The organism is Aliigemmobacter aestuarii (assembly GCF_004799285.1).
GTDB classification, from domain to species: domain Bacteria; phylum Pseudomonadota; class Alphaproteobacteria; order Rhodobacterales; family Rhodobacteraceae; genus Aliigemmobacter; species Aliigemmobacter aestuarii.
In genome coordinates this window covers 18,530-43,134 of the sequence record NZ_SSND01000008.1, presented here as the reverse complement: position 1 = coordinate 43,134, position 24,605 = coordinate 18,530, and the positions used below count along the sequence as shown (strand labels likewise).

The 24,605-nt window shown below is 62.2% G+C and carries 26 protein-coding genes and 1 riboswitch; of the genes, 6 read left to right on the top strand and 20 right to left on the bottom strand.

The window, feature by feature from the left end:
* From E7811_RS17745 to E7811_RS17730, 4 genes are all read right to left on the bottom strand, one after another.
* On the bottom strand, positions 1-126 hold a 126-nt coding region (locus E7811_RS17745; RefSeq protein ID WP_281277067.1), incomplete at its 3' end, for a CoA-transferase.
* Complete coding sequence (locus tag E7811_RS17740) at positions 123-983, bottom strand: BKACE family enzyme (protein ID WP_136396025.1); 861 nt, start codon at positions 981-983, stop codon at positions 123-125. The genes E7811_RS17740 and E7811_RS17745, both read right to left, overlap by 4 nt.
* 239 nt (positions 984-1,222) lie before the next feature.
* A complete protein-coding gene (locus E7811_RS17735; protein ID WP_136396024.1) occupies positions 1,223-2,080 on the bottom strand; it encodes an alpha/beta fold hydrolase in 858 nt (285 codons plus the stop codon).
* Positions 2,077-2,457: a hypothetical protein gene (locus tag E7811_RS17730; protein ID WP_246020527.1), complete on the bottom strand. Its 381-nt coding sequence runs from the start codon at positions 2,455-2,457 to the stop codon at positions 2,077-2,079. The genes E7811_RS17735 and E7811_RS17730 overlap by 4 nt, the downstream gene beginning before the upstream one ends.
* 271 nt (positions 2,458-2,728) lie before the next feature.
* Here E7811_RS17730 and E7811_RS17725 point away from each other — a divergent pair, with 271 nt between their 5' ends.
* A complete protein-coding gene (locus E7811_RS17725; RefSeq protein WP_136396023.1) occupies positions 2,729-3,604 on the top strand; it encodes a dioxygenase family protein in 876 nt (291 codons plus the stop codon).
* Between the two features lie 169 nt (positions 3,605-3,773).
* Here E7811_RS17725 and E7811_RS17720 read toward each other — a convergent pair whose 3' ends face one another.
* Positions 3,774-4,196: a hypothetical protein gene (locus E7811_RS17720; protein ID WP_136396022.1), complete on the bottom strand. Its 423-nt coding sequence runs from the start codon at positions 4,194-4,196 to the stop codon at positions 3,774-3,776.
* A gap of 169 nt (positions 4,197-4,365) precedes the next feature.
* Between E7811_RS17720 and E7811_RS17715 the strand changes: the two genes are divergently transcribed.
* Positions 4,366-5,256, top strand: coding sequence for a LysR family transcriptional regulator (locus E7811_RS17715; RefSeq protein WP_136396021.1), 891 nt, complete (start codon positions 4,366-4,368; stop codon positions 5,254-5,256).
* A gap of 53 nt (positions 5,257-5,309) precedes the next feature.
* On the opposite strand, the gene E7811_RS17710 is transcribed toward E7811_RS17715, so the two are convergent.
* The 15 genes from E7811_RS17710 to E7811_RS17640 all read right to left on the bottom strand — a co-directional run bounded on the left by E7811_RS17710 (position 5,310) and on the right by E7811_RS17640 (position 20,364).
* Positions 5,310-6,008 (bottom strand): ABC transporter ATP-binding protein, encoded by a 699-nt coding sequence (locus E7811_RS17710; protein WP_136396020.1) that lies wholly within the window; start codon positions 6,006-6,008, stop codon positions 5,310-5,312.
* Positions 6,001-6,744 (bottom strand): ABC transporter ATP-binding protein, encoded by a 744-nt coding sequence (locus tag E7811_RS17705; protein WP_136396019.1) that lies wholly within the window; start codon positions 6,742-6,744, stop codon positions 6,001-6,003. The genes E7811_RS17710 and E7811_RS17705 overlap by 8 nt, the downstream gene beginning before the upstream one ends.
* Complete coding sequence (locus E7811_RS17700) at positions 6,737-7,741, bottom strand: branched-chain amino acid ABC transporter permease (protein ID WP_136396018.1); 1,005 nt, start codon at positions 7,739-7,741, stop codon at positions 6,737-6,739. The genes E7811_RS17705 and E7811_RS17700 overlap by 8 nt, the downstream gene beginning before the upstream one ends.
* 3 nt (positions 7,742-7,744) lie before the next feature.
* Positions 7,745-8,614 carry a branched-chain amino acid ABC transporter permease gene (locus E7811_RS17695; protein WP_136396017.1) on the bottom strand — a complete coding sequence of 290 codons (870 nt, stop codon included), beginning with the start codon at positions 8,612-8,614 and terminating at the stop codon, positions 7,745-7,747.
* Positions 8,615-8,670: 56 nt separating this feature from the next.
* The gene (locus tag E7811_RS17690) at positions 8,671-9,843 is read right to left on the bottom strand and encodes an ABC transporter substrate-binding protein (protein WP_136396016.1); all 1,173 of its coding nucleotides are present in this window, start codon (positions 9,841-9,843) and stop codon (positions 8,671-8,673) included.
* 42 nt (positions 9,844-9,885) lie between these two features.
* Positions 9,886-10,662 carry a benzoate diol dehydrogenase BenD gene (gene benD / locus E7811_RS17685; RefSeq protein ID WP_136396015.1) on the bottom strand — a complete coding sequence of 259 codons (777 nt, stop codon included), beginning with the start codon at positions 10,660-10,662 and terminating at the stop codon, positions 9,886-9,888.
* Positions 10,659-11,681 (bottom strand): benzoate 1,2-dioxygenase electron transfer component BenC, encoded by a 1,023-nt coding sequence (gene benC / locus E7811_RS17680; protein ID WP_136396014.1) that lies wholly within the window; start codon positions 11,679-11,681, stop codon positions 10,659-10,661. Before benC ends, benD begins: the two co-directional genes overlap by 4 nt.
* 76 nt (positions 11,682-11,757) lie before the next feature.
* Positions 11,758-12,285, bottom strand: a complete 528-nt coding sequence (gene benB, locus E7811_RS17675) for a benzoate 1,2-dioxygenase small subunit (protein WP_211092142.1) — start codon at positions 12,283-12,285, stop codon at positions 11,758-11,760.
* 17 nt (positions 12,286-12,302) lie between these two features.
* Positions 12,303-13,694: a benzoate 1,2-dioxygenase large subunit gene (gene benA / locus E7811_RS17670; RefSeq protein WP_136396012.1), complete on the bottom strand. Its 1,392-nt coding sequence runs from the start codon at positions 13,692-13,694 to the stop codon at positions 12,303-12,305.
* Positions 13,695-13,763: 69 nt separating this feature from the next.
* Positions 13,764-14,921: a muconate/chloromuconate family cycloisomerase gene (locus tag E7811_RS17665; RefSeq protein ID WP_246020526.1), complete on the bottom strand. Its 1,158-nt coding sequence runs from the start codon at positions 14,919-14,921 to the stop codon at positions 13,764-13,766.
* A 177-nt stretch (positions 14,922-15,098) separates the two neighbouring features.
* Positions 15,099-16,064 (bottom strand): iminosuccinate reductase BhcD, encoded by a 966-nt coding sequence (gene bhcD, locus E7811_RS17660; protein WP_136396010.1) that lies wholly within the window; start codon positions 16,062-16,064, stop codon positions 15,099-15,101.
* 166 nt (positions 16,065-16,230) lie between these two features.
* Positions 16,231-17,394: a 3-hydroxy-D-aspartate aldolase BhcC gene (bhcC, locus tag E7811_RS17655; protein WP_136396009.1), complete on the bottom strand. Its 1,164-nt coding sequence runs from the start codon at positions 17,392-17,394 to the stop codon at positions 16,231-16,233.
* A 16-nt stretch (positions 17,395-17,410) separates the two neighbouring features.
* Entirely contained in the window at positions 17,411-18,364 is a 954-nt protein-coding gene (gene bhcB / locus E7811_RS17650) for a beta-hydroxyaspartate dehydratase BhcB (protein ID WP_136396008.1), read from the bottom strand.
* The gene (locus E7811_RS17645) at positions 18,364-19,650 is read right to left on the bottom strand and encodes a D-amino acid dehydrogenase (protein WP_136396007.1); all 1,287 of its coding nucleotides are present in this window, start codon (positions 19,648-19,650) and stop codon (positions 18,364-18,366) included. The genes bhcB and E7811_RS17645 overlap by 1 nt, the downstream gene beginning before the upstream one ends.
* 86 nt (positions 19,651-19,736) lie before the next feature.
* Positions 19,737-19,823, bottom strand: a riboswitch (glycine riboswitch).
* Between the two features lie 61 nt (positions 19,824-19,884).
* Positions 19,885-20,364 carry a MarR family winged helix-turn-helix transcriptional regulator gene (locus E7811_RS17640; protein WP_136396006.1) on the bottom strand — a complete coding sequence of 160 codons (480 nt, stop codon included), beginning with the start codon at positions 20,362-20,364 and terminating at the stop codon, positions 19,885-19,887.
* A gap of 138 nt (positions 20,365-20,502) precedes the next feature.
* On the opposite strand from E7811_RS17640, the gene E7811_RS17635 reads away from it, so the two are divergent.
* The 4 genes from E7811_RS17635 to E7811_RS17620 all read left to right on the top strand — a co-directional run bounded on the left by E7811_RS17635 (position 20,503) and on the right by E7811_RS17620 (position 24,605).
* A complete protein-coding gene (locus E7811_RS17635) occupies positions 20,503-21,690 on the top strand; it encodes an amidohydrolase (protein WP_136396005.1) in 1,188 nt (395 codons plus the stop codon).
* Between the two features lie 31 nt (positions 21,691-21,721).
* Positions 21,722-22,756 carry a TRAP transporter substrate-binding protein gene (locus tag E7811_RS17630; protein WP_136396004.1) on the top strand — a complete coding sequence of 345 codons (1,035 nt, stop codon included), beginning with the start codon at positions 21,722-21,724 and terminating at the stop codon, positions 22,754-22,756.
* Positions 22,757-22,863: 107 nt separating this feature from the next.
* On the top strand, positions 22,864-23,319 hold the full coding sequence (locus E7811_RS17625; RefSeq protein ID WP_246020524.1) for a TRAP transporter small permease: 456 nt from the start codon (positions 22,864-22,866) through the stop codon (positions 23,317-23,319).
* On the top strand, positions 23,316-24,605 hold the full coding sequence (locus E7811_RS17620; protein WP_136396002.1) for a TRAP transporter large permease: 1,290 nt from the start codon (positions 23,316-23,318) through the stop codon (positions 24,603-24,605). The genes E7811_RS17625 and E7811_RS17620 overlap by 4 nt, the downstream gene beginning before the upstream one ends.

The following is a 24,605-nucleotide window of genomic DNA, read 5'->3' as shown; positions in this document are numbered from 1 at the left end:
ATCCCGGATCGCCGCGATCAGCAGTTCGGGAATGCCGCAAAGGCCAAAACCCCCCGCGGCAATGGTCATGCCGTCAAACAGCAGACCGTCCAACGCGGATTGCGCGTCAGGATAAACCTTCGTCATGCTGCGGCTCCTTCATGAGCGTCCACCGGTTGCGGCAGGACGAGAATGCGCCGCGCCTCTTGCCATGTGGCGACGGGCCGGCTGTTCCTTTCACAGATCTCGACCACGCGCCGGACAAGCGCCGCGTTGCTGGGGGCGAGGCGGTCGCGGTCCAGCCGCACGTTATCCTCCAGCCCGGTGCGCGCATGGCCCCCGGCGGCAATCGCCCATTCATTCAGCGTCAGCTGGTTCTGCCCGATTCCCGCCGCGCACCATGGCGCATCCTTGCCAAACAGGCGCTGCACCGTGTGGATGTAATAGTCGAAGACATCGCGATCCACCGGCATCGCATTCTTCACACCCATCACGAATTGCACATAGGGCGTGCCGGCCAACAGGCCCCGGTCCGCCATCTCCTTGGCCTTCAGGATATGGCTCAGGTCAAAGGCCTCGATCTCGGGCTTGACGCCATAGGCCAGCATTTCCGATGCCAGCCATTCCACCAGATCCGGCGGGTTTTCATAAACCCGCGTCGGGAAGTTGTTCGACCCGACCGAGAGCGAGGCCATGTCGGGGCGCAAGGGCAGCATGCCGCCCCGCGTCTGTCCCGCGCCCGACCGCCCACCGGTCGAAAACTGGATGATCATGCCGGGGCAATGCTTTTGCAGCCCCTCTTTCAGCCGCGCGAATTTCTCGGGATCCGAAGACGGGGTCTGATCGTCATTGCGCACATGGGCATGAACGATGGTGGCACCGGCCTCAAAGGCCTCATGGGTCGATTCCACCTGTTCCGAAACGGTGATCGGCACAGCCGGATTGTTGGCCTTGGTCGGCAGACTGCCGGTGATGGCCACGCAGATGATGCAGGGATTGGACATGGGCGGGTTCCGTTTTCATCCGCGCCCCCGGTCGGGAACCGTAAGGGCGCGGTCAGGGGTCAGGACGGGATGCAGGACGGCTGCACCGGTGGTTGCGTGGCGACGCCTGGCTCGATCATGCGGCGCTCTTCTTCGGTAAGGAAGCGCAAGTGCGCCTCTTCGGCCTCGTGGCGCTTGCATCCCGGACAGGGTCGGTCAGCGTTCTTGCACATGGCTCCTCCTCCTCGTGCAATGGCGGATCAGGCCGCGGCGGCCTGCGCCGGATCCATCTTTTCCAGGGCGGCGACAAAGTAGGGGCGGAAACCTTCGGGGTGTTCGCTCATCGGGAAATGGCCAAGCTCCTCCATCACCGCCAAGGTCGCGCCCGGAATCGCCTGCGCCGTTCGAGCGGCATCTTCGGGCGTGCAGGTCAGATCATAGGCCCCGACCAGAAGGTGTACAGGCGTCTTGCCGGTGTCAATCCGCGACAGGCGGCCGATCAAGCTGTCATCGCGGGTGTAAAAGCTCAGATCCCCCCGGAACACGCCCGGACCGCTTTGCATGAACATCCAAAGCGTATTCCAGCGTTCCGCCTTTGGCGCATAGGGCGAGATATTGGCCGAAACCAGCGCCGCCCCCATTTCGCCGCCATGGGCATCGGGGCGATGAAACCAGTCGATGTCATACCAGGCGGGCTGGAAGTCCGACGCCTCGATGGCAATGAACCCGCTGAACTTATGGGCCTGGAGCGCGGCCAGCTGCAGGGCGATACGCCCGCCCATGGAACAGCCCGCGAGGATGGGACGGTCCAGCCCCAGCCCGTCGATCACGGCCAGAACGGTTTCGATATAGGCCTCGGTCGTCAGCAGGTATTCCTGGGTCTCGAACCCCTCGGGCGGCAGCGATTTGCCGTGCCACGGCATGTCAAAGGCAATCAGGCGATGGTTCGCCGTCACGCCTGCGTCGTTCATCAGGTGCCGCCATTGGCGTGTATCGGCCCCCGCCGTATGCAGGCACAGAACCGGCCGGCCCTGCCCCGCCTCTTCAAAATAGATCCGGCGCGGGGTGCCGCCGATGGTGACGGTCAGATACCGTCCCGTGATTGCCTCGATGGTCATGCGGGCTGCTCCTCTTGGGTGCGGGCAAGGGCAAGCACTTCCTTGAAAAAGCGCAGGTTCTTCACAAGGGTCAGGATATCGCCGTCAATCCGGCCCCGGCCGATCTTCACCAGACCGAAGATATCATGAAACCCCGGCTCGGGCCGGGACTGCCAGAATTTGGTCAGGGCATCGCCATCCGTCCGCAGGGCAAAGCGCCACGGCGTCTTGCGACTTGGGCCTGTCACCACACTTTCGATCCGGCCCTTGTCGAAGGTCAGATAGAATTCCTGTCCGTCCACTTCGATCAGCACCGTCTCGGAAAACAGCCGGCCCAGACGTTGCAGATGCGGGCTGGTCTCCAGCATCCGTTGAATGTTCTGAAAGATGTCGATCACCAGCGCCTCCCGCCTGTTCGATGTGCAGGCAAAGCTGGCACAGAGGCGCGGCCGCCATCCATGCCGCGTCAGGTATCGGGCGATACCCTTTCACCAAACCCCCCTGGCAAGGCCCCTCGGATCAAGGCAATCCGCCCTCCCCTACAGCGCCGGTATCACCCGATACCGCCACAGGCATTGGGAAGACGCGCGGTTTCGGGAAGGGTCTGGTCAGTCGGCGGGGCGATGCGCCCCCCAACGAAACCCGACCGCCAGGAGGAGGAGAGAACCCATGGGCATCGTCAATCAGGACAACATCACCGACGTCGTCGTCGCCAGCCTTGGCAAGCACGGCACCGTGACCGACCGTCAGCGCGAGATCATGACCTCGCTCATCAAGCACATGCATGGCTTCATCAAGGACGTGAAGCTGCAGCACAGCGAATTCCTTGCCGCCTGCGATTACCTCGCCCGCGCCGGCAAGCTCTGCAACGAAAACCGCCAGGAATTCATCCTGCTGGGCGACATCCTGGGCGTCGAGGTTCTGGTCGACATGATGACCAACCCGGTGGAAGGCAACGAAAGCGAGTCGACCGTTCTGGGCCCGTTCTACCGCGAAAACCCGCCGGTCCTGCCCAAGGGCGGCAGCACGATCCAGAAGCATTACGACAACGAAGAAACCGCCTATTTCGAAGGCTACATCAAGGACGAGAACGGCCGCGGCATCGCCGGCGTGACGCTGGATGTCTGGGAAGATGCGCCGAACGGCATCTACGAAAACCTTGACCCCGACCAGCCGGAATACAACCTGCGCGGCCGCTTCGAGACCGACGAGAACGGCCACTACGCCTTTGTCGCCGTGCGCCCGGTGCCCTACCCGATCCCCGAGGACGAGACCGCCGGTGAGCTGCTGCACTTCATGGGCCACCACCCGAACCGCCCCGGCCACATGCACTTCATCATCTCGAAGGACGGCTACCGCCCGCTGATCAGCCAGATCTACGACGCGGACAGCAAGTGGCTGGAGGACGACAGCGTCTTCGCGGTGAAGGAAAGCCTGATCGGCAAGTTCAAGCCCGCGCCGAAGGAACTGGGCACCGACCTGCACTTCGAGTTCGACTTCGTGCTCAAGGCAGATGCCGGCGCCAAGTCGCTCGCCGCCGAGTAACCCTCTCCCGAATCCTCCCAGTAAACTGGCCCCCGCGCGTCGGGGGCCTTTTTCGTGTGTTATGACTTGGAGGTCGGGTTGGCGGTTGAAAAGGTCCCACGTGGGATGCCGGGATTAGACCATTGAGGCGATGGACGGGTATGCGGGACAATGCCGACGCTCCATTAAGTTAGAAATTCACGAAATACTCGAACCAAGAATAGCTGACGAACGAAGCCGCGGCAATTAGCCAAAGAACACATACCGCGATCAGTCGCCCTTTTCCAGAAACGCCAAAGGAGATGTATCTTGCAGAAGCCATTATCCCAATGGAAATTACCACGAAGAAAGGAAGCAAGAACTCGTAACCGAGGCCTTCCAATTCGCTGTGAGAGAACCCCACTATATTAACTGCAAGGACGCAGTTGATTGAGGCCAATACCAACAGAATTTTGACCTGCTTCCGCCGCGCACCTCTATCACGCAGCCATCCGGTGATCGCCAAAGTGGCAAAGAAGGCAATGAATGCCGAAGTGCGAAAGAGTTGCTCGACAATCCAATCCAAGTCAGGGGTTACCTCTAAGTGAACCTTCATCATGGAGTCATCGAGCATGACGTCAAGTCCTCGCATTGAATGAGTCCGCTCCGGGCTCGAAACGGTCATTGCAGCACCATTGTCCCCTTCTCGCCAGGCCTGCCTCCCGCCCGCCCTCTCCCGCATTGCTCGACACCCGCTTTCGTGTGAACGTGCCCGGACGGGTCCGTTCGAGGGAGGAAGAACGGTGAACTTAAGACAGCTGACCTATTTCATCGCCGTCGCCGAAGAGCTGCATTTCGGCCGTGCCGCGGAACGGCTGGACATGGCGCAACCACCGCTCAGCCGGCAGATCAAGCAGCTCGAGGATGAACTGGGCGCGATCCTGTTCAACCGGGGCCGCAGCGCCATCACCCTGACGCAGGCGGGCGAACGCCTGCTGGTGCGGGGCAAGTCGATCCTTGCGCAACTGGAAGATACCAAACTGGAAGTCCGACGTTTGGGCCAGGGGGCCGAGGGGCGGCTGAGGATCGGCTTCGTCGGCTCGGCCACCTTCGGCATCCTGCCCAACATCATCAAGTCGTACCGGGCGAACTACCCCGAGGTGAACCTCAGCCTGATCCCGATGAACAATGCGCAATTGCACCGCGCCCTGATCTCGCGTGAGCTTGACGTGGTCTTTGCCCGCCCGGCCCTGAAGGACCCCGAGTTCCTGACCAAGGAGTTGATGGAGGAAAAGCTGATCCTCGCGCTGCCCGACATCGTCGATACCGCCGGGCGCAGCGTGGCCAAGCTGGAACGCCTGATGACCCACAACCTGATCCTGTATCCGGAATACCCGCGCCCCAGCTATGCGGATTTTGTCCTGAAGGCGGTGGAGAATGCCGGATTTCAGGCGCCCCTGCGGATCTGGTGCATGGATCTGCAGACGGCGCTTGGCCTTGTCGCGGTCGGCGAAGGCGTGTGCATCGTGCCGGAATCAGTGGCGAACGCGCCGCGCAAGGGGATGAAGTTCCTGAAGATCGAACCCGAGATCGCCCGCACTGCCCTGTCCCTGAACTATCGCGTGGATGAACAGGGGGTGCATGTGCAGAATTTCGTCAAACTCGCGCAAAAGGTGGCGCGCAAGGTCTTTTAGACGGGCGGCGGCACCGGCCCGCCGCCCAAAGGATCAAACAGGATCAGACGGGATCACACGCCCAGCCACTCGTGCTGCACGTCCTCATTGGCGCGAATGTCCGCGGCGCTGCCGGTCCAGACCACCTGCCCCTTGCCCACCACCACGACATCATCGGCAAGCGAGGTTGCAAAACCAAAGTTCTGCTCGACCAGGATCATCGAAAGACCGGCCTCCTTCAGTTCCTTGAGCTTGTCGTGGATCAGCTTGACGATGATCGGCGCCAACCCTTCGGTCGGTTCGTCGAGGATCAGCAGGCGGGGGTTCATCAACAGCGCGCGGGCAATCGACAGCATCTGCTGTTCGCCCCCGGAAAGCTGGGTGCCGCCATTGTCCAACCGTTCCCCCAGACGCGGAAACAGGCCCAGCACCCGCTCCATCGTCCAGTCCGCCCCTGCCCTGCCGAACCGCTTGGCCGCGATCTCCAGGTTCTCGCGCACGCTGAGCGAGGGGAAGATATCGCGCGTTTCCGGCACATAGGCGATGCCCGCCTGCGCAATGTCAAAGGGCCGCGTTGCAATCGGCTTGCCCTCATAGACGATCTCGCCGGATTTCAGCGGCAATAGGCCCATGATCGTCTTCAGCGTGGTCGATTTGCCGGCCCCGTTACGGCCCAGAATGGCCAGCACGCGGCCCGCCTTGGCCTCCAGAGACAGCCCATACAAAACCTGCGTTTCGCCATAGCCTGACTGGATGGATTTCAGCTCAAGCATCTTCCCAGCTCCCCAGATAAATTTCCTTGAGCAGTTTCGATCCCCGCGCCTCTTCCGGCAGGCCATCGAACACCACCTCGCCATAGTTCAGGACGGTGATCGTATCGGCCACGTCAAAGGCCAGATCCATGTCATGCTCGATGATGAGAAGTGTCAGATCGCGCGGCAGGTTGTTCAAAAGGTCATGGAACCCTTTCGACATTTCCGGCCCGACCCCGCTGGTCGGCTCGTCCATCAGCAAGACCAGCGGCCGCGTGGCCAAAGCCACCCCCACCTCAAGCTGACGGCGCACGCCGTAACTGACCTCCGAAACCCTGGCATGCAGATGGGGCATCAGGTTCACCTGCTCGGCGACCTCGGCCACGATCTCGCGCACTTCGGGCTTGGCCAGACTGTCCGACCACAGCCGCGTGGCATGGCCGGTATAAAGCGCCGCCGCAAGGCCAAGGTTCTGTTCCACCGTCAGCCCATCGAACAGCGTGTTCTTCTGATAGCTGCGCGACAGACCCCGCCGCGCACGCTTGGCCACCGGCAGCGCCGTCACATCCTCCCCTGCGAGGTGGACCGATCCGGCATCGGGCGTCAGTTCCCCAACCAGAAGGTTGAACAGCGTCGTCTTGCCCGCCCCGTTCGGGCCGAGGATCACCCGCCGCTCTCCCCTCTCCAGTTTCAGAGAAACGTTGCGCGTGACCTGAATGGCCCCGAAACTCTTGCTCAGATTGCGTGTCTCAAGCATCGCTTGCCACTCCGTCAGGTTGCTGCTTGCGGGTCGCATCGGCCACACGCCGTTCGATCCTTGCGCCCCAGCGTGCCTCGATCCAGCCGAATATCCCGTTCGCCCGGCTCATCACCACGGCGATGAGGATGACGCCGACAATCAGGTGCCAATAGGTGGTGATCGCGCTAAGCTCATGTTTCAGAACGACAAAGGCCACCGCACCCACCAACGGCCCCACCAAGGTGCCAAGGCCGCCCAGGATCACGACGACCAAAGCCTCACCCGAGACGGTCCAGCTCAGCAGGCCAGGCGAGATGAACATGCTGTGCTGCGCGGCCAGGGCTCCGGCCAGACCGGCAATCATCCCCGACAGGCCGAAGACATCAGCCTTGACCCGCCAGACCGTCAGCCCAAGCGCCCGCATCCGCTGTTCATTGTGCATGACGCCCGACAACGACCGTCCGAGGCCCGATCGCAGGATCAGCACCGACGCACCGTAAACCACCGCCAACAGCGCAAGGCAGAACAGCGCGAAACTGCGGCTGTCGTTCAGATCGACCCCGATCTGCGTCAGGTCCAGCCGGGCAATGCCGCTGATCCCGTCATCCCCGCCCAGGACGGGGGATTCAAAGACAAAGGAGTAGGCCATCTGCCCGAAGGCCAGCGTCGCCATGATGAAGTAGATGCCATGGCTGCGCGCGCAGATCGCCCCGATGACCCAGGCAATGCCGCCCGAAAAGGCCACCGCGCCGGCCATGGCCAGCACTGGCGCAATCCCGGCCTGCCCTGCCAGCAGCGCAAAGGCATAGGCCCCCACGCCCATCAAGGCGCCATGGCAAAGCGAGACCATGCCGCCGAAGCCCGCCACGATATCCAGCGCCAGAACCAGCATGGCCAGGATCAGGATCTCGGTCAGGATCTCCAGCCCGAAATACTCTGCCGTCAGCGCCTGAAACAGCGCGCCCGCCGCCAGCAGGACCAGAACCGCGTAACGAAGTGTGTTGTGTTTGAACATGGCTTATCCTTTCGCCGGGAACAGGCCGACCGGCTTGACGACCAGAACCGCCGCCAGCAGCGCATAGATCAGAACCGAGGCCAGTTGCGGTGCCAGCACCGCGCCGAAGGTCTGCACAAAGCCAAAGATCAGCGATCCGGCAATCGCGCCCTTCAACGAACCAAGGCCGCCGATCACGATCACGATCAGGGTCGGGATCAGGATCTGAAGCCCCATATCCGGCGTGACGCTCAAGAGCGGCGCGGCAACGGCCCCGGCCAGGCCGGCCAGCGCACAGCCGACGCAAAAGACGATGAAGAACAGCCGCTCGACGTTGATGCCAAGGCAAGCGGCCATCGCGTCATTGTCCACGCCCGCCCGGATCATCGCGCCGATTTGCGTGCGCCCCAGCACAAAGGCCAGCGCGGCAAAAATGGCCAGACCCAACGCGATGATGAACAGCCGATAGGTCGGGTACTCGATTCCAAGAAGCGCAACGCGCCCGCCCAGAACCTCGGGCACCTCGATCGCCAGCGCCAGATCCCCCCAGAACAGGCGTGTCAGATCCAGCATGGCAAAGATCAGGCCGAACGTGACCAGAACCTGGGCCATCGGCCCGGATTTCCGCATCCGCCGGATCAGCCCGGAATAAAGCAGCACCCCCACCCCGGCCACGGCGACAGGGGCCAGAAAGAACCCCGCCCAATATCCGCCAAAGCCCGCCAGCGTTGCCGCGAAATAGGCCCCCAACGCATAAAGCGAGCCATGCGCCAGATTGACGAAATGCATCAGCCCGAAGATCACGGTCAGGCCAATCGAAAGCAAAAACAACAGCATGGACAATTGCAGCGCGTTCAGCCCCTGCAAGGCCCAGAATCCCAGATCCAGCGACATGGTTGGTCCTCCCTAAACCAAGGCCCGGCCGCATGGCTGCGGCCGGGCCAGTCGTGTCAGTTGGTGATGGCGGGCATTTCGCAGCCATTCACCGGATCGGCCTCGGCCGGAAGGGCGCCCAGAACCTTCTGGGTCAGGCCTGCTTCGCCCGCGACGGTTTCATAGACATAGATCGGCTGAACGACGTTGTTCGTGGCCGGATCAATCGCCAGCTTGCCGCGCGGCCCCTCAAAGGACACGGCCCGCAGCGCATTGGCCAAGCTTGCCCGGTCCGCAGCCCCGGTCTTGGTCGCCTCGATCAGCGCGCGCGCGGTGTCATACCCCTGCACGGCATATTCCGACGGCACCCGGCCCGTCTTGGCCTTGAACGCCTCGGAAAAGGCGACGTTTGCGGCGTTGTCCAGCGTCGGCACATAATGCAGCGCGGTGATCACGCCCTCGGCCGCCGGGCCTTCGGCCTCGACATAAAGCGACGAGGTCAGGAAGCCCGAGCCATAAAGCGGCAGTTCGGCTTTCAGGCCGAAGCTGTCATATTGCTTGACGAAGGAAATCGCCTCGCCACCCGCATAGAAGACGAACACCGCTTCTGCGCCGCTGGCCTTGGCCTGCGCCAGGTAGGGGCCGAAATCCTGCGTCTTCTGGAAGGGCGTGAATTCCTGCCCGACGATCTCGCCGCCCGCAGCCGTAAAGGTCGCGGCGAAGGCGTCGATCATCTGGCGGCCCGCCGCATAATCGGGGGCAAGGGTAAACACCTTGCGGATGCCCTGGTCATACATCCACTTGCCCATCGGACGGTTCACCTGCCCGTTCGAGAAGGACATGCGGGTGATGAAGGGCGAGCATTGTTCGCCCGTCGCCTCGTCATTGCCGGCGTTGGCCACGATCAGCGGCACGCCCGCGCCATGCACCATGTCGCGGACGGCGGCCAGGACGCCGGACGAGACGATCCCCGCCATGACATCGACTTCGTCCTGCAGGATCAGCTTCTTGGCCTTGCCAAGAGCGACCGGGGGTTTCACCTCGGTATCTTCCTTGATGATCTCAAAGGTGGCGCCGGTCTCGGCCCCGAAATGCTCAAGCCCCAGGTTGAACCCGGCCTCGATGTCATTACCCAACGCCGCATAGACGCCGGAATAGGGCAGCATGAGGCCCACCTTGATGTCTTCGGCCGATGCAGGCACTGCAAGGCCGGTGGCAAGCCCGAGGGCCGCCAGTATCGCGCGTTTCATCTTTCTCTCCTCCGGTTGGTTGGTTCGGCCCCGCCTTGGGGCCTATCCCAGATCTCCGCCCCCCACGGGCACCGTGACGCCCGTGATGTAAGAGGCATCGTCCGACGCCAGAAACAGGATCGGACCTGCCTGTTCGTCGAGCGTTCCGTATCGCTTCATCAGCGATGACTGGATCGTTTGGTCCACGATGGTCTTGTACCAGTCCTCGCGCTGTTCTTCGGCAGCGTTCGGGTTGCGCGGCACCACACGCGGCGGCGCTTCGGTCCCCCCTGGCGCGGTGGCCACCACGCGAATCCCGCGCTCGGCCACTTCCCAGGCAAGGCTTGCGGTGATCGCATTCACCCCACCCTTCGCCGCCGAATACGGCACGCGGTTCAACCCGCGCGTCGCGATGGACGAGACATTGACGATCACGCCCTTGCCCTGCGGCAGCATATGCCCGATGGCAGCGCGGCAGCAGTAAAGCGTCGGGAACAGCGACCGGCGCACTTCAGCGTCGATCTGCTGCGGCTCGTAATGTTCAAAGGGCTTCGCCCAGATCGTGCCGCCGACATTGTTGACCAGGATGTCGATCCGGCCCCAAAGGTCCACCGCCCTGGCGATCCCCGCAGCGCAGCCCTCCCACGTTTCCAGGTCGACCGAGATCGCCTCGGCCTCGCCCCCTGCCGCGCGGATGGCCGACACCACCTCATCGCGCGCAGGCGAACGGTCCACGATCAGCACCCGCGCGCCTTCGGCCGCAGCACGTTCGGCGACGCGTCGGCCAATGCCTTGCGCGGCCCCCGTGACCACCATCACCTTGTCGGCAAAGCGGCTCATGCGGCTGCCGCCTTTTCTTCGGTCGGATTGAATTTCTCATAGTAGAAATTCGCAGGCTCCACCCCCAGCTTGCCGAAATGGGCGCGGACGGCATCCACCATGGGCGGCGGACCGCAGAGATAGACATCGCAATCCCCGCCATTCAGATCGTCGGCCGAAACGTGATCGGTGACAAAGCCCTTGCGGTCATGGGCCTCATCTGCGGCGGCCAGGACGGTGATGACCGTCACATTGCCGATCCTGTCGGCCAGGGCCTGCACGCGGTCCAGTTCAACCAGGTCGGCGGCGCGCGTGACGGCATAGTAAAGCGTGATCGGATGATCCGCCCCATGCTCGGCCACTTGTTCCAGCATCGACAGGAAGGGCGCGAGGCCGGTGCCACCGGCCAGCCACAGCTGGGCACGCTCGATGGGCCGCAGGTAAAACGCCCCCATCGGCCCGGTCGCCGTCAGCGCGTCGCCCGGCCGTGCGGCGTTGGCCAGATAGGTGCTCATCACCCCGCCGGGCAGGTTGCGGATCAGGAAGCTGGCTTCCTGCGCGCCGGGGGCAGACGAGAACGAATAGGACCGGTGCCGATCCGTGCCCGGCACGGTCAGGTTCACATATTGACCGGGCAGAAATCCGATGGGCTTTGCCAGCTTGACCCGCAAGCCGAAAGAGGTGGCCGACAGAAGATCCACGCCCACCACCTCGGCCTCGACCGCCTCGGGGGCCGTCTTGCAGACGGCTGAGGACGCCGGAACCCGAACCACGCAATCGCTTTCCGGGATCATCTGGCAGGTCAGGGCATAGCCCTGCGCCGCCTCTTCGTCGCTCATGGACTCGTCCATGTAGAATTCCAGCTCGTACTTGCCCTTCTCGACAAAGCACTTGCAGGTGCCGCAGACGCCATCGCGGCAATCCATCGGCAGGTTGATCTTCTGGCGAAAGGCCGCATCCGTGACCTTTTCGTCGTCGTCGCATTGGATGACGCGGGTCACGCCGTCTTCGAAATTCAGGGCGATATTATAGGTCGTCATGGCATGCTCCTCCCTTGGCCGCGCACCCGTTGCCTGGGGTGCGCGGGGGCTGTTTCCCCTCCCGGACAAGCCCGGATCAGATGTGATAGACGTCGATCACATGGTGGATATGATCGTTCTTCAGAACCACCTTCTTGTTCGTGATCAGTGGCTTGGGCCCGCTGGTGTCGATCGTGTAGAACGACGTCCCCCAGTGCTGGTCGGTTTCGCCATAGCGATAGCTCAGCGTGTGCCAGTTGAAGCGCACCTTGATTTCCGAACCCTCGCGGCTGGTCACTTCGATGTTCGCCACGTTGTGATTGGTGCGCGGCTCGGGCAGCGAGGTGGCCGAAGACCGGTCGGTCTTGATGCGGAACACGCGGTCCTCGATCCCCTGCTTGTTGGGATAGTACATCAGGGACATTTCGTTCTGCGGGTCTTCGGTCAGGGTGTCATAGTCATCCCAGGCCGGCATCCAGAACGGGCAGTCCTTGTGATAGAACGAAAGCCACGTATCCCACTGGCGATCATCCAGCGCCCGCGCCTCGGCATGAAGAAAGGCCTGGATCTCGTCAAAGCTCATCGACTGGCCAGCGGTCGGACGTTCAAGGGTCATCGTCGTCATTTCCATTTCCTCCCCACTCACTCAGCGGCCGTCTGCACGGCGGCAGGTGCGTTTGCGCGTTCCTTGGCAATCGCTTCGCCCATGCGCTCGGACCAGTTGGTGTGCTGGATCACGAACAGACCTTCATCTTCGGTGCGGGCACCCGACAGAACCGGGTTGATGCCCAGTTCCTTGGCATCGGCGTCCGGTCCCTTGATCCACTGGGTCGCCCCACGGGTCAGGTCGTTCCACTGGGCATGTGCGGCGCCGGCATAGCCGCGCTGCGTGGCGCGGAATTCCTCGGTGTCATCCGGGGTGGCCATGCCAGAGGCGTTGAAGAAATCCTCGTACTGGCGGATGCGGCGGGTGCGGGCCTCCTGGCTTTCACCCTTCGGCGCGATGCAGTAGATGGTGACTTCGGTCTTGTCCACGCTGACCGGGCGGAACACCCGGATCTGGCTGGAGAACTGGTCCATCAGGAAGACGTTGGGGTAAAGGCACAGGTTGCGCAGAACGCCCACCATCCAGTCGGCCTTGGTCTTGCCGTACTTTTCCGTCCATTCCGACAGGCGCGGATAGTTCGGGCGGTTGGTCGGGTCGGCCCACTGCGTCCACAGCAGGATGTGGCCATTGTCATAGGCATGGAAGCCGCCACGCTGCTTGTTCCACTTGCTGGCATCGGTCGCCTTGATCTGGTCTTCCTTGCCATCGTCGGTGCGGTGCGCGGTGGTCGCGACATAGTTCCAGTGCACGGCCGAGACGTGATAGCCGTCGGCGCCATTTTCGGCCTGAAGCTTCCAGTTGCCGTCATAGGTATAGGTCGAAGACCCGCGCAGAACCTCCAGCCCGTCGTCAGCCTGATCGACGATCATGTCGATCATCTTACGCGCCTCGCCCAGATAATCCTCAAGCGGTTGCACATCGGCGTTCAGCGAACCGAAGAGGAACCCGCGATAGTTTTCGAACCGGGCGACCTTGGTCAGGTCGTGGCTGCCGTCCTTGTTGAACTGCTCGGGGTAGCCCGCACCGTTCGGGTCCTTGACCTTCAGCAGCTTACCGGTGTTCGAGAACGTCCAGCCGTGGAAGGGGCAGGTAAAGGTCTTCTGGTTGCGGCGCTTGAAGCGGCACAGCTGCGCACCGCGATGCGAACACGCGTTGATCAGCGCATTCAGGTTGCCGTCCTTGTCGCGGGTGATGACGACCGGCGTCCGGCCCATGTGCAGGGTGAAGTAATCGCCGGGGTTCGGGATCTGGCTTTCATGCGCCATGTAGATCCAGTTGCCTTCGAAGATGTGCTTCATCTCCAACTCGAAGAGCGCTTCATCGGTAAAGATGTCGCGGCGGCAGCGGAACACACCGTTTTCCGGGTCGTCCTGAATCGCGCCGCTCAGACGCTGCTCGAATGCATCAAGAATGGGTTGAGTGAACATGCAGGTCCTCCTCCTGACAACCTTGGCGCATCAGCCTGCGCCGTGGCGGGTTACGTTGCGCGCCGGGGATCATTCCCCGGCGAGAGCTTTCAAAGTCCGTCCGCCATCGCGGCGGAAAAAGGCGATCTTGTCGGCGTCCAGCGTGGCGCCAATGCCGGCCCCTTTCGGGATTTCCACGCAGAAGTCGCGATAGGTGATCGGGTTGGCCAGAATTTCGTCGGTCAGCAGCAGCGGACCAAAGAACTCGGTCCCCCAATCCAACCGCTCGACGGTGGCAAACAGTTGCAGCGCCGCCGCCGTGCCAAGGCCGGTTTCCAGCATCGTGCCGCCGTAAAGGCCCAGACCCGCCGCCTGCGCGATGGCCACCACTTCGGACGCCCGCTTCAGGCCGCCCGATTGCGCGACCTTGACGGCGAAGACATCCGCAGCCTTGGACGACGCCACTTCCAGCGCATCCTCGGGGCCGTTCAGCGCCTCGTCGGCCATCACGGCGATCTCGTAGCCCGCCGCCAATTCCGCCATCGCGCGGCGATAGCGCGCCGGCACCGGCTGTTCGACCAGTTCGCAGCCCGCATCCTGCAGACCCTTCAGGCCCCAGCGCGCATCCTGCAAGGACCACGCGGTATTCACATCCACCCGGACGCTGGCCGCATCGCCCACGGCCTGCTTGATCCGCGCCACATGGGCCACATCGTCCTTCACGTCGCGCTTGCCGATCTTCAGCTTGAAGATGTTGTGACGGCACGCCTCGATCATCTGCAGCGCCTCGGCGATATCGGTTTCCGAATTGCCCGAGGCCAGCGTCCAGGCCACCGGCAGGCGCTCATGCACGGCCCCGCCGAACAGTTGCGCGACCGAGACGCCCAGACGCTTGCCAAGCCCGTCCCACAGCGCGATTTCGACCGCGGCCTTTGCAATCCGATTGCCCTTGACCAGCTTGTCCACCAGCTGCACCGCGCCATTCACATCATCGCCGTTCCGGCCAACCAACGCCGGGGCCATGTAGGTATCGATCGCCGACTTGATGCTTTCCGGGCTTTCCGCGCCATAGCTGAGGCCGCCGATCGTTGTGCCTTCGCCAACCCCTTCCGAACCGTCGGCAAACTTGATCCGCACCAGGACCGCGGTCTGCGTCCGCATGGTCGCCATCGAAAGCACATGCCCCCGGATGGTCGGGATATCGAGGATAAGGGTCTCGATCTGGTCGATCTTGGTCACTTCGCTCACCGCGCCTGCTGGTTTCATTGACACTGAAACTGCCCGTTGCGGGCGGATTCTGTCGATGATTGGCAGGGTCTCGGGTGATACCATTTCATGATATCCGCGCCCGGACAGGGCCAAAAGAAACGCCGCCCCGGCACGTGCCGAGGCGGATTGATAATACAACTCTGTCAGAGGCTTGGATCAGAAATCGACCTTGATTGCGATCCCCCTGGCAACGGCCAGATCGACGATGGCCGCCGCCACCGCCAGATCCTGAAGCCCTACCCCGGTGCCGTCGAACACGGTGATCTCGTCCTCTCGGGTCCGGCCCGGATGTGCGCCGTTGATGACCGCGCCGATGGGGGTAATCCCTGCGGCCGACAACAGCCCTGCCGAAACGGCATGCTGTGCTTCGCCGATGCTGACGGATTGCGCGACTTCATCGGTAAAGACCGTGGCCCCGGCCACCAACTCAGCCTCGACCTCCTGCTTGCCGACCGTATCCGTCCCCATGCAGGCCAGATGCGTGCCAGGGCCGACATGGTCCGCCATCAAGGACGGCGCAAAGGCCGAGGTGATGGTGATGATCACATCCGCCACCCGCATCCCCTCCAGCGGCACGGCTTCAAACGGCACGCCCGCCTCTTCGGCGACCTTGGCGATGTTGGGCAGCATTTCGGGGTGATAGTTCCAGCCGATGACCTTTTCAAACCGCCGCTGCTGCAAGGCGGCACGCAACTGGAACGTCGCCTGATGGCCCGCGCCGACCATTCCCAGCACCCGTGCATCCGGCCGAGCCAGATACTTGATCGACACGGAACTCGCCGCCGCCGTGCGCAGCGCGGTCAGCAGGTTCCCCCCGACCATCGCGGTGGGTGTGCCGGTATCAGGGTCAAACAGGAACACCGTGGACTGGTGATTGATCAGCCCGCGCCGTTCAAGGTTATGCGGCCAAAAGCCCCCGGCCTTCAGTCCGAGATGTGCGCCAGACCGGTCGAACCCGCCCTTGAAGCCATAAAGCGCATCCTCATGGCCCAGCGCCTCGCGCACCACGGGAAAATTCCGGGCCTCGCCCCGCGCCATGGCGGCAAAGACGGCCTCGACGGCGGTCAGGGCCATCTCTGGCGTCACCAGTTCTGCAATCAGGTTTTCCGGTACGATCAGCATGGGGCGATCCTTTGCCTTGTCACGACTGCCCTGTCGCGACTGCCTTGCCACAACGCCCATGCCCTTGCGTCACGCGGCACAGACATCAAGGGGAACGGGGTGTGTCGAAAAAGCAGACAGGGGGCATGTCGATTTCCCCCCTGTCCGCCTGGTTCATGTGTCTCGATCAATAGGCCTTGCCGCGGGCCGACACCGGCCAGACAACCTCGACCTTGCCGCCGCGAACGCCCACATACCAGTCATGGACATTGGCCGTCGGATCACAATGACCCGGCACCAGACGCAACTTTTCACCGACCTTCAGCACCCCGTCCGGATCGGCAATCACCCCATGCTCGTCCGAGCATTTGACATATTGCACATCGCTACGACCAAAGATGGTGGGCAGGCCGCTATCCACCGATTGCGCCTTGAGGCCCGCATCGCAGATCGCCTTGTCGGCCTTTGCATGGCTCATCACCTGGGTCAGGATGAAAAACGCGTTTTCCCATTCGCCCTGATCGATGCGCTTGCCGTCCTTGTCCAGAATACGGCCGTAATCGGCGTCCATGAAAGCATAGGAGCCGCACTGCAACTCGTTGTAAACGTTCGAGTTCGACTCGAAATAATAGCTGCCCGTGCCACCGCCCGACACCAGTTCGGGCTTCAGCCCGACCGCTTCCAGCGCCGTCACCGCCTCGGACACCATGGCAATCGCGGCGTCCAGCTTGGCCTTGCGATCCTCATACTTGTCCATGTGCTGCATCGCGCCCTGATAGGCTTGGATGCCGGTGAATTTCAGCCCCGGCGCGGCCGCGATGGCCTTGGCGATCGTCACGACCTTGTCGGCCCCGATCACGCCACAACGCCCCGCGCCCACATCCATCTCGATAAAGCATTCGATGGTGGTGCCGTGCTTGACAGCCGCTGCGGAAAGGTCGGCGACGCTATCGATGTCATCGACGCAAACGATGATCCGGGCACCCAGTTTCGGCAACCGCGCCAAGCGGTCGATCTTGGCCAGATCGCGCACCTGGTTCGACACCAGGACATCCTTGATGCCACCACGGGCAAAGACCTCGGCTTCGCTCACCTTCTGGCAGCAAACGCCAATCGCGCCGCCCAGCCGCTCTTGCAGCTTGGCCACATCCACCGATTTGTGCATCTTTCCATGCACCCGGTGACGCATGCCATGGGCGCGGGCATAGTCGCCCATCTTCTTGATGTTGCGCTCAAGCGCGTCCAGATCCAGCACAAGGCAGGGGGTCTGGATGTCGGCCTCGGGCATTCCCGGCTTGGCCGGAATGTCGAACCCCACCTCATAGGCGTCGAAATCAAGCATGTCTTTCATGGTGCGGAATTCCTTTTCAGCCCTGCATCCAGGGCAGTTTGTCCAGATCGACGTTTCCGCCGGTGATGATGATGCCGACGCGCTTGTTGCGAAACGCATCGGGGTTTTTCAGGACCGTGGCCAAGGGCACCGCCGAGGACGGTTCGGCCACGATCCGCAGGTGTTTCCAGATCAGCTTCATCGCATCGATGATCTCTTGCTCGGACGCGGTGTAGATCTCGGACACATGGTTCGACACGAAATGCCAGGTCAGGTCCTTGAGCGGCACCAAGAGACCGTCGGCGATGGTCTTGGGCGCGTCGTCGGCGATGATGTATCCGGCCTTGAAGCTGCGATAGGCGTCGTCGGCCTGTTCCGGCTCGGCCGCGACCACCTTTGTCTCGGGCGCAAGGGTCGAAAGCGTAAGGCAGGTCCCTGAAATCATGCCGCCCCCACCAATCGGGGCCACGACCATATCCAGCCCGCCAGTCTGCTCCATGAACTCGCGCGAGCAGGTCCCCTGCCCCGCGATCACCCGCGGGTCGTTGTAGGGATGGACAAAATCGCCCCCCGTCGCCGCCTGCACTTCGGCAAAGGTCGCCTCGCGGCTGGTGGTCGAGGGCTCACATTCCGTGATGACCCCACCATAACGGCGCACCGTATCTTTCTTGGCCTGCGGCGCGGTGCGCGGCATCACGACATTGCAGGGAATGCCCCGCAGCATGGCCGCATAAGACAGGCAGGACGCGTGATTGCCCGACGAATGCGTCGCCACGCCCTTGTTCGCCTGTTCATCCGAAAGGCCAAACACCGCATTCGCGGCACCCCGTACCTTGAAGGCGCCGGGTTCCTGAAAATTCTCGCATTTGAAGAACAGCCGAGCGCCCGTCAGGTCGCTCAGATAGTCGGAGGTTCGCACCGGGGTGCGGCGGATATGCGGCATGATCCGCTCGTGCGCCGCCAGCATGTCGTCATAGGTTGGAATGTACATCACGCCACCTCTTTCAGCGCAGGCGCCTTCACCGGCTGACCAATCGGGAACAGGGCTGCTTGTTTCATGACAGGAGAGGCCGCGACCTTTTCGGCAATCATCTCGGCCGTGACGGCCGACAGGGTCCAGCCCAGATGCCCGTGACCGGTGTTGTAGAAGACGCGGGCATGCCGTCCTTGTTCGACCTTCGGCATCATGTTCGGCATCATCGGCCGCAGCCCCGCCCATGGGATCGCATGTTCGGTGCTGACGCCAGGGAAGAACCTTTCGCACCACTTGATCAGCGGGCGGATGCGGTCATCGCGGATATCGAGGTTGTATCCGTTGAACTCGGCCGTCCCGGCAATGCGGAAGCGGTCCCTGCCAAGGCGGCTGGTCACGATCTTGGCTTCATCGTCCAACAGGCTGATCCAGGGTGCCGCGCGCTGGCTGTCTTCGTCATCCAGCCGCACTGTGATCGAATAGCCCTTGACCGGATAGACATTCACCCGATCACCCAAGGTTGCAGCGATCCGGCGGCTTTCGACACCGGCGCAGACGACAATCGCGTCAAAGCGTTCTGTCTGGCTTTCGTTGTTGCGGCTCCAGGTGATCTGAACGCCGGCATCCTCCAGGCGGATCGCATCCACATCCGTGCCGAACCGCAACTGGGCCCCGGCCGCCTCAATGGCCTTGGCCAGACCGGTGGTGTAGCGGTGGATGTCCCCGGTAAAATCGCTTTCCGTGTAATAGCCGCCGTGAAACTTGCCGCTGAGTGCAGGTTCGATCTGGCGCACCTCTTCGGGAGATACCGCGCGACGCTGCAGGCCGCCTTCGGCGAGCAGTTTGTTGACCTCGGTCGCGTGGTCGAATTCGGTCTTGTCTGTGTAGATGTGCAGGATGCCGCGATCTTCACAGTTGAAATCAAAGCCGTGCCGTTCGGCCTTTTCCTTCAACAGCCCCCGCGCGGCGATGGCCATGCGGGTCGTGGCGATGGTGTTGTTGCGATACTGCGGGATCGCCCCGATGAATTCCGCCATCCAGCTGTATTTGTGCCAGCTTGGCTTGGGGTTCACCAGCAAGGGCGCCCCCCGTTCCAGCATCCATTTCATGCCTTTTAAGACGGTGGCCCAGCGGTTCCACGTTTCCGCGTTCGAAGCGGAAAGCTGCCCGCCATTGGCGAAAGAGGTCTGCATCGCGGCATAGCGATTGCGGTCGAACAGGGTGACATCATACCCCCTGTCCATCAGGCTGGATGCCGTCGTGACGCCGGTGATACCGGCGCCGATCACTGCGATTCTGGTCATGTCTCCCTCCGCGACCAAAGGTTTCGTCCCGCCGGATGACGGTCCTAGTCCCCTCTGTCGCGAGGCACGCCACGCTTCAGATCGCCACCACGAACGCAGTCCTTTTGCCTGAGAGTTTCCGGGGGGTTGCTCCTTCGGCGCTGGTTCGATCCAGCCTCTCCTGCGGTGGTCAAGTCGGCTGCAGAAGTCCTAAGCCAGAGTCGGCTTTTCTGTCAATATAGTTTCACCTTAAGATCATATGGCCAAGTCATCCCGAAGCGCCGCGCGATACTCATCGGACGTGACCCAAGCCCCGAGACGCGCCAGAATATCGTTCAGCGCCCGCAACTCCTGCACTGACAAAGGGTCTGTCAGGATCACTTCCAGCCGGTCGGAAATGGTGCGCGCGACCTGCCGGGTCGCCTTGCCTTTTTCGGTCGTCAGCAGCCGGAAAACGCGGGCATCTTCGGCAGAGTTTTGACGCTCGATCAGCCCGGAAGAAAGAAGTCCCTGGATGATTCTTGACGTCAAACTCCGTTCAAAACCAGTGGATTTCGCGATTTCCGCAAAGGTTGTTCCCGGCTGGTCGTCAATCAGGCGCAGCACGCGCAAGTCGCGGATCCGGCACCCCGTCTCACGCAAGAAGATCGCGTCATTCGCCAGTATCGCCTCTTGCGCAACGATACTGAGCTTGTAGGTAAGGCGTTCGTTTCTAAACGTCTTTTCCCGCTGCATCCTCCCCCCTCCCGTGTTCGACCGAAAAGGTATCGCACGATACCCTGATTTTGTCGCCAGATCTGCTTATCAGGTAGACAGCACGCAAAACAAGTATCCTTTTGCAACATTCTTATCCTGCTATCGAAGTGGCCTCCCATGTTCTCTGCCTGGTACCACGAAAACCGCAAGACCACTCTGGGCTGGCTGGAGCATTTGCACCAGTTCCCCGAAGTGGGCTTTGAAGAGACCGAAACGGCCGCTTTTGCGGCCGGAGTTCTTCGGCAGCACGGGTATGACGTCGCCTGCGGCATCGGCGGCACCGGCATTGTCGCGACCTTGCATGGCATGGCTGCGGATGAACCGCACAGCCGCACGATCGCCTTTCGCGCCGAGCTGGATGCGCTGCCGATGACGGAAAAGACCGGCCTTGGTTATGCCTCGACGCGACCGGGAAAGTTTCATGGCTGTGGACACGACGGCCATACCGTCGTTGCCCTTACGGCGGCGGCCTATCTCGCCGGGCGCCGCAACCTTGAAGGCACCGTCCGTTTCATCTTTCAGCCCGCCGAGGAGCTGCTGACAGGCGCGCGCGCCATGCTGGCCGATGGGTTGTTCGAACGCTTTCCCTGCGACGAGATCTATGCGCTTCACAACCTGCCCGGTCTTCCTGCCGGAACGGTCGGCGTCCCCGCAACCGCGGCTTTGGCTTCGGCCGATGACATCAACGTGACGCTGCGGGCCAAGGGCTCTCATGGTTCCATGCCGCATACGGGCACCGACGCCATCGCCGCGGCCGCACATTTCGTGACATCTGTCCAGCAGGCCGCCACCCGCGTGATCGATGCGCGCGACGCCGGTGTCATCTCTTTCGGCGTCTTTCGCGGCGGAACCGTTCGCAACGTGCTGCCCGACGAAGTCCGGCTGGAAGGCACGATGCGCACCACTTCGACGTCCGCCCGGACCAGGCTGGAGGGGCTGCTTCGGAATGCGGCCAAGGCAACCGAACTGCTTTTTGACGTCCAGATGGACTGCAGCGTCGAAAAGGTGGCCCCGGTCACGGTGAATGATCCTGATTGCGTAGCCGCCGTCCACGAGGCGGCGGCCCGCGTCGTCGGCAGCGAAAATGTTCTGGGCAACGCGCGAAGCCTGATGGCCTCGGAAGATTTCTCGGAACTCTGCGCACGTGTGCCGGGCGCCTACTTCTTCATCGGCCAGTCCGGCCAGATGCCTCATCACCCTGAATACGTCTTTGACCCAGGCGTCATTCCCATCGGGGCGGCCATCTTTGCCGACCTCGCCCAACAGAGGACGAGCCGCAAGCTCGGCCTCAGACCCGCTCACTAGACAGCCCAGCATCATCCGAGGGAGGAACCAGATGATCACCGTTACCACCAAATTCCTGAAAGGCGCCGTTGCTGCAGCGGCCCTGTTTGCCACGACCCCGATGGCTCAGGCCGAAGTCCTGACAATGTCGTCGTGGGTGCCGCCGACGCACTTCATCCACACCGATTTCCTGGTGCCCTTGACCGAGAAGATCGCCGAAGTGACTGAAGGTCGCGTGACGGTCACCATCCTTCCGGCCCCCCTCGCCAGCCCCCCGCAGCATTGGGAACTGGCCCGGACAGGCGTTGCCGACATCACCTGGGGCAACTTCACCTATGAGCCCGAGCGCTTTGTCTCGATGTGGTTCGCGGAATTCCCCAATGCCGGCACGAATGCCGAAGCACAAAGCCGCGCCCTGTGGCAGACCTATGAAAAGTTCCTTGCCGGCAACGCGGCCTTCGACGGCGTCAAGCTTCTGTCGGTGGGCATGTTTGGCGGCGGCCAGCTGCATCATGGATCGAAGTCGATCACCTCGCCCGGCGATGTCGCCAACCAGAAATTCCGCATGGGCGGCCCGATCCAGGAAAAGCTGCTGACTGCGCTTGGCGCCGTTCCCGTCGCCGCCCCTGCCACCAAAGCCTATGAAATGCTGGAAAGCGGCGTCATCGACGGATCGCTTCACACGATGGAGTCGGTCGTCAACTTCCGCCTGGAAGACGTGCTGAAGCACCACACCGTTTTTCCGAACGGGTTCTATGACGCGACCTTCTTCGTGGCGATGAACGGCGGAAAGTGGGACGCCCTGAGCGATGCCGACAAGGCCGCGATCGAAGGCATCATCGGCGAAGAGCTGTCAGCCGCCTGGGGCCGGAACTTTGACAATCAGGACCAACCCGCCATCGAGAAGATGACGGCGGCAGGCCACGAATTCAATGACGCCTCGCCCGAACTGATTGCAGCCGTCGACACCGTTTATGCCTCGATGGTGGCTGACTGGATCGGCGCGGCAAAATCGGCGGGCGTGGCCGACCCCGAAGGGATGCTGGCCTTCTACAACGCGACCTACGCCGCGTTGGCGGCCAAGTAACCGGCACTGATCATCCATCGGGGGCGCGATGCGCCCCCGTCATCTCGGGGAGGAGAGAGATCATGTTGTCTTTGGCATGGAAAATACGCCGAAGTGTTGAGACGGGTATGGCCGTCTTTCTGCTGGCCATGGTCGCGTTGACGTTTGCCGATGTCGTCGGACGCCGGATTTTCGGCAAGCCGATCTACGGGTCCAACGATATCACGGAACATCTGATGGCGCTGGTCGTCTTCTGCGGGCTGCCCTTGGTGACCGCGGCCGGGGCACATCTGTCGGTTGACCTTTTTGATCGCCTCGTCAGCAAGCCGTGGATGGCCTGGTGGCGGGTTCTGTCCTCGGCCTTGGTGGTTGTGGTCCTGGGCGTGATTGCGTGGCTTTTCGTCAAGCATGGGCTGAACGCCACACGCATCTCCGAGGTCAGCCAGGCGCTGCGCATCCCGCGCGGGCCGCTTTACCTGTTCATGGCGCTGAGCTGTGCCCTGTCCGCCCTCGCCGCACTCGGGATCACCTTTTTCGGGCCGATGGTCGATCCGAAGGATACCCACAAGGAGGAAGCCCTATGATCATCGGTGCCATCGCGATGGCTTCGGCCATCCTCCTTGCTTTCCTTCGCGTTCCCCTTGCCTTTGCCCTTCTGGCCGTTTCGGTCGCGGGGATCGGATTTGCGATAAACTGGAACATCGCCTTCCAGCTTGTCCCGCTCACCATTTCCGACGCGGTCTTGTCCTACGATCTGGCCGTGGTGCCCATGTTCATCCTGATGGGCAACATCATCTCGAAGACCGGGATCGCCAGCGACCTGTTCCGGGCGGCATATGCCTTTGTCGGGAATGTCCGCGGCGGGCTAGCCCTGTCGACCATGGTGGCATGTTCGGGGTTCTCGGCAGTCTGCGGGTCCAGCTATGCCACCGCAGCGACGATGGCCAAGGTCGCCTATCCCAGCATGCGCAAGTATCGCTATTCGGATGAACTTGCCTCGGGCACCATCGCGGCCGGCGGGACGCTCGGGATCCTGATCCCGCCGTCGATCATCATGGTCGTCTACGGCATCCTGACACAGACGAACATTGGCGACCTCTTTGTCGCCGGTGTCGTGCCCGGCCTTCTGGGACTGGCTTTCTATATGGCGGCAATCAGCTTTGTCGCCGCGATCAATCCCAGCCATGCCCCGAAGGGCGAACGCACTCCCTGGGCGGAAAAGATCAAGACGCTGGCGGGCGTCTGGCCCTTCTTTCTTCTGTTCGGGCTGATCATTGGCGGCCTTTACGCCAAACTGTTCACCCCGACAGAAGCGGCCGGCATCGGTGCCGGGCTGGCGATCCTGATCGCCTCGTTTCATGGGCGCCTGACCTGGGCGGCACTGCGCGCCATCATCATCGACACGGCCTATACATCGGTGTCGCTCTATTCCGTTCTGTTCGGCGCGCTGATGCTGTCAAAACTGCTGACGCTGTCGGGGCTGGCCATCGGTGTTCTCGAACTCGTTCAATCGACCGGCCTCGAGGGTACGGCGCTGATCCTCGCCATCATGTGCGTGTTTCTGGTGTTGGGCTGCGTGATGGACTCGATGGCCATCATCCTGATCTTCGTGCCGCTGTTCGCGCCCATCGTGGTGGCGCAGGGTTTCGACCTGGTCTGGTTCGGGATCATCGTGATCGTGGTTACGGAAATCGCGCTGATCACGCCCCCTGTCGGAATGAACGTGTTCGTTCTGAAAGCCGTCTTGCCAAACGTCGCCATCGGGCGAATTTTCAAGGGCCTCATTCCCTTCATTGCGGTGGACCTTGTGCGCCTTGGCATTCTGATCGCCTTCCCGGCCATCACTCTCTGGCTGGGAAACCAGGCCTGA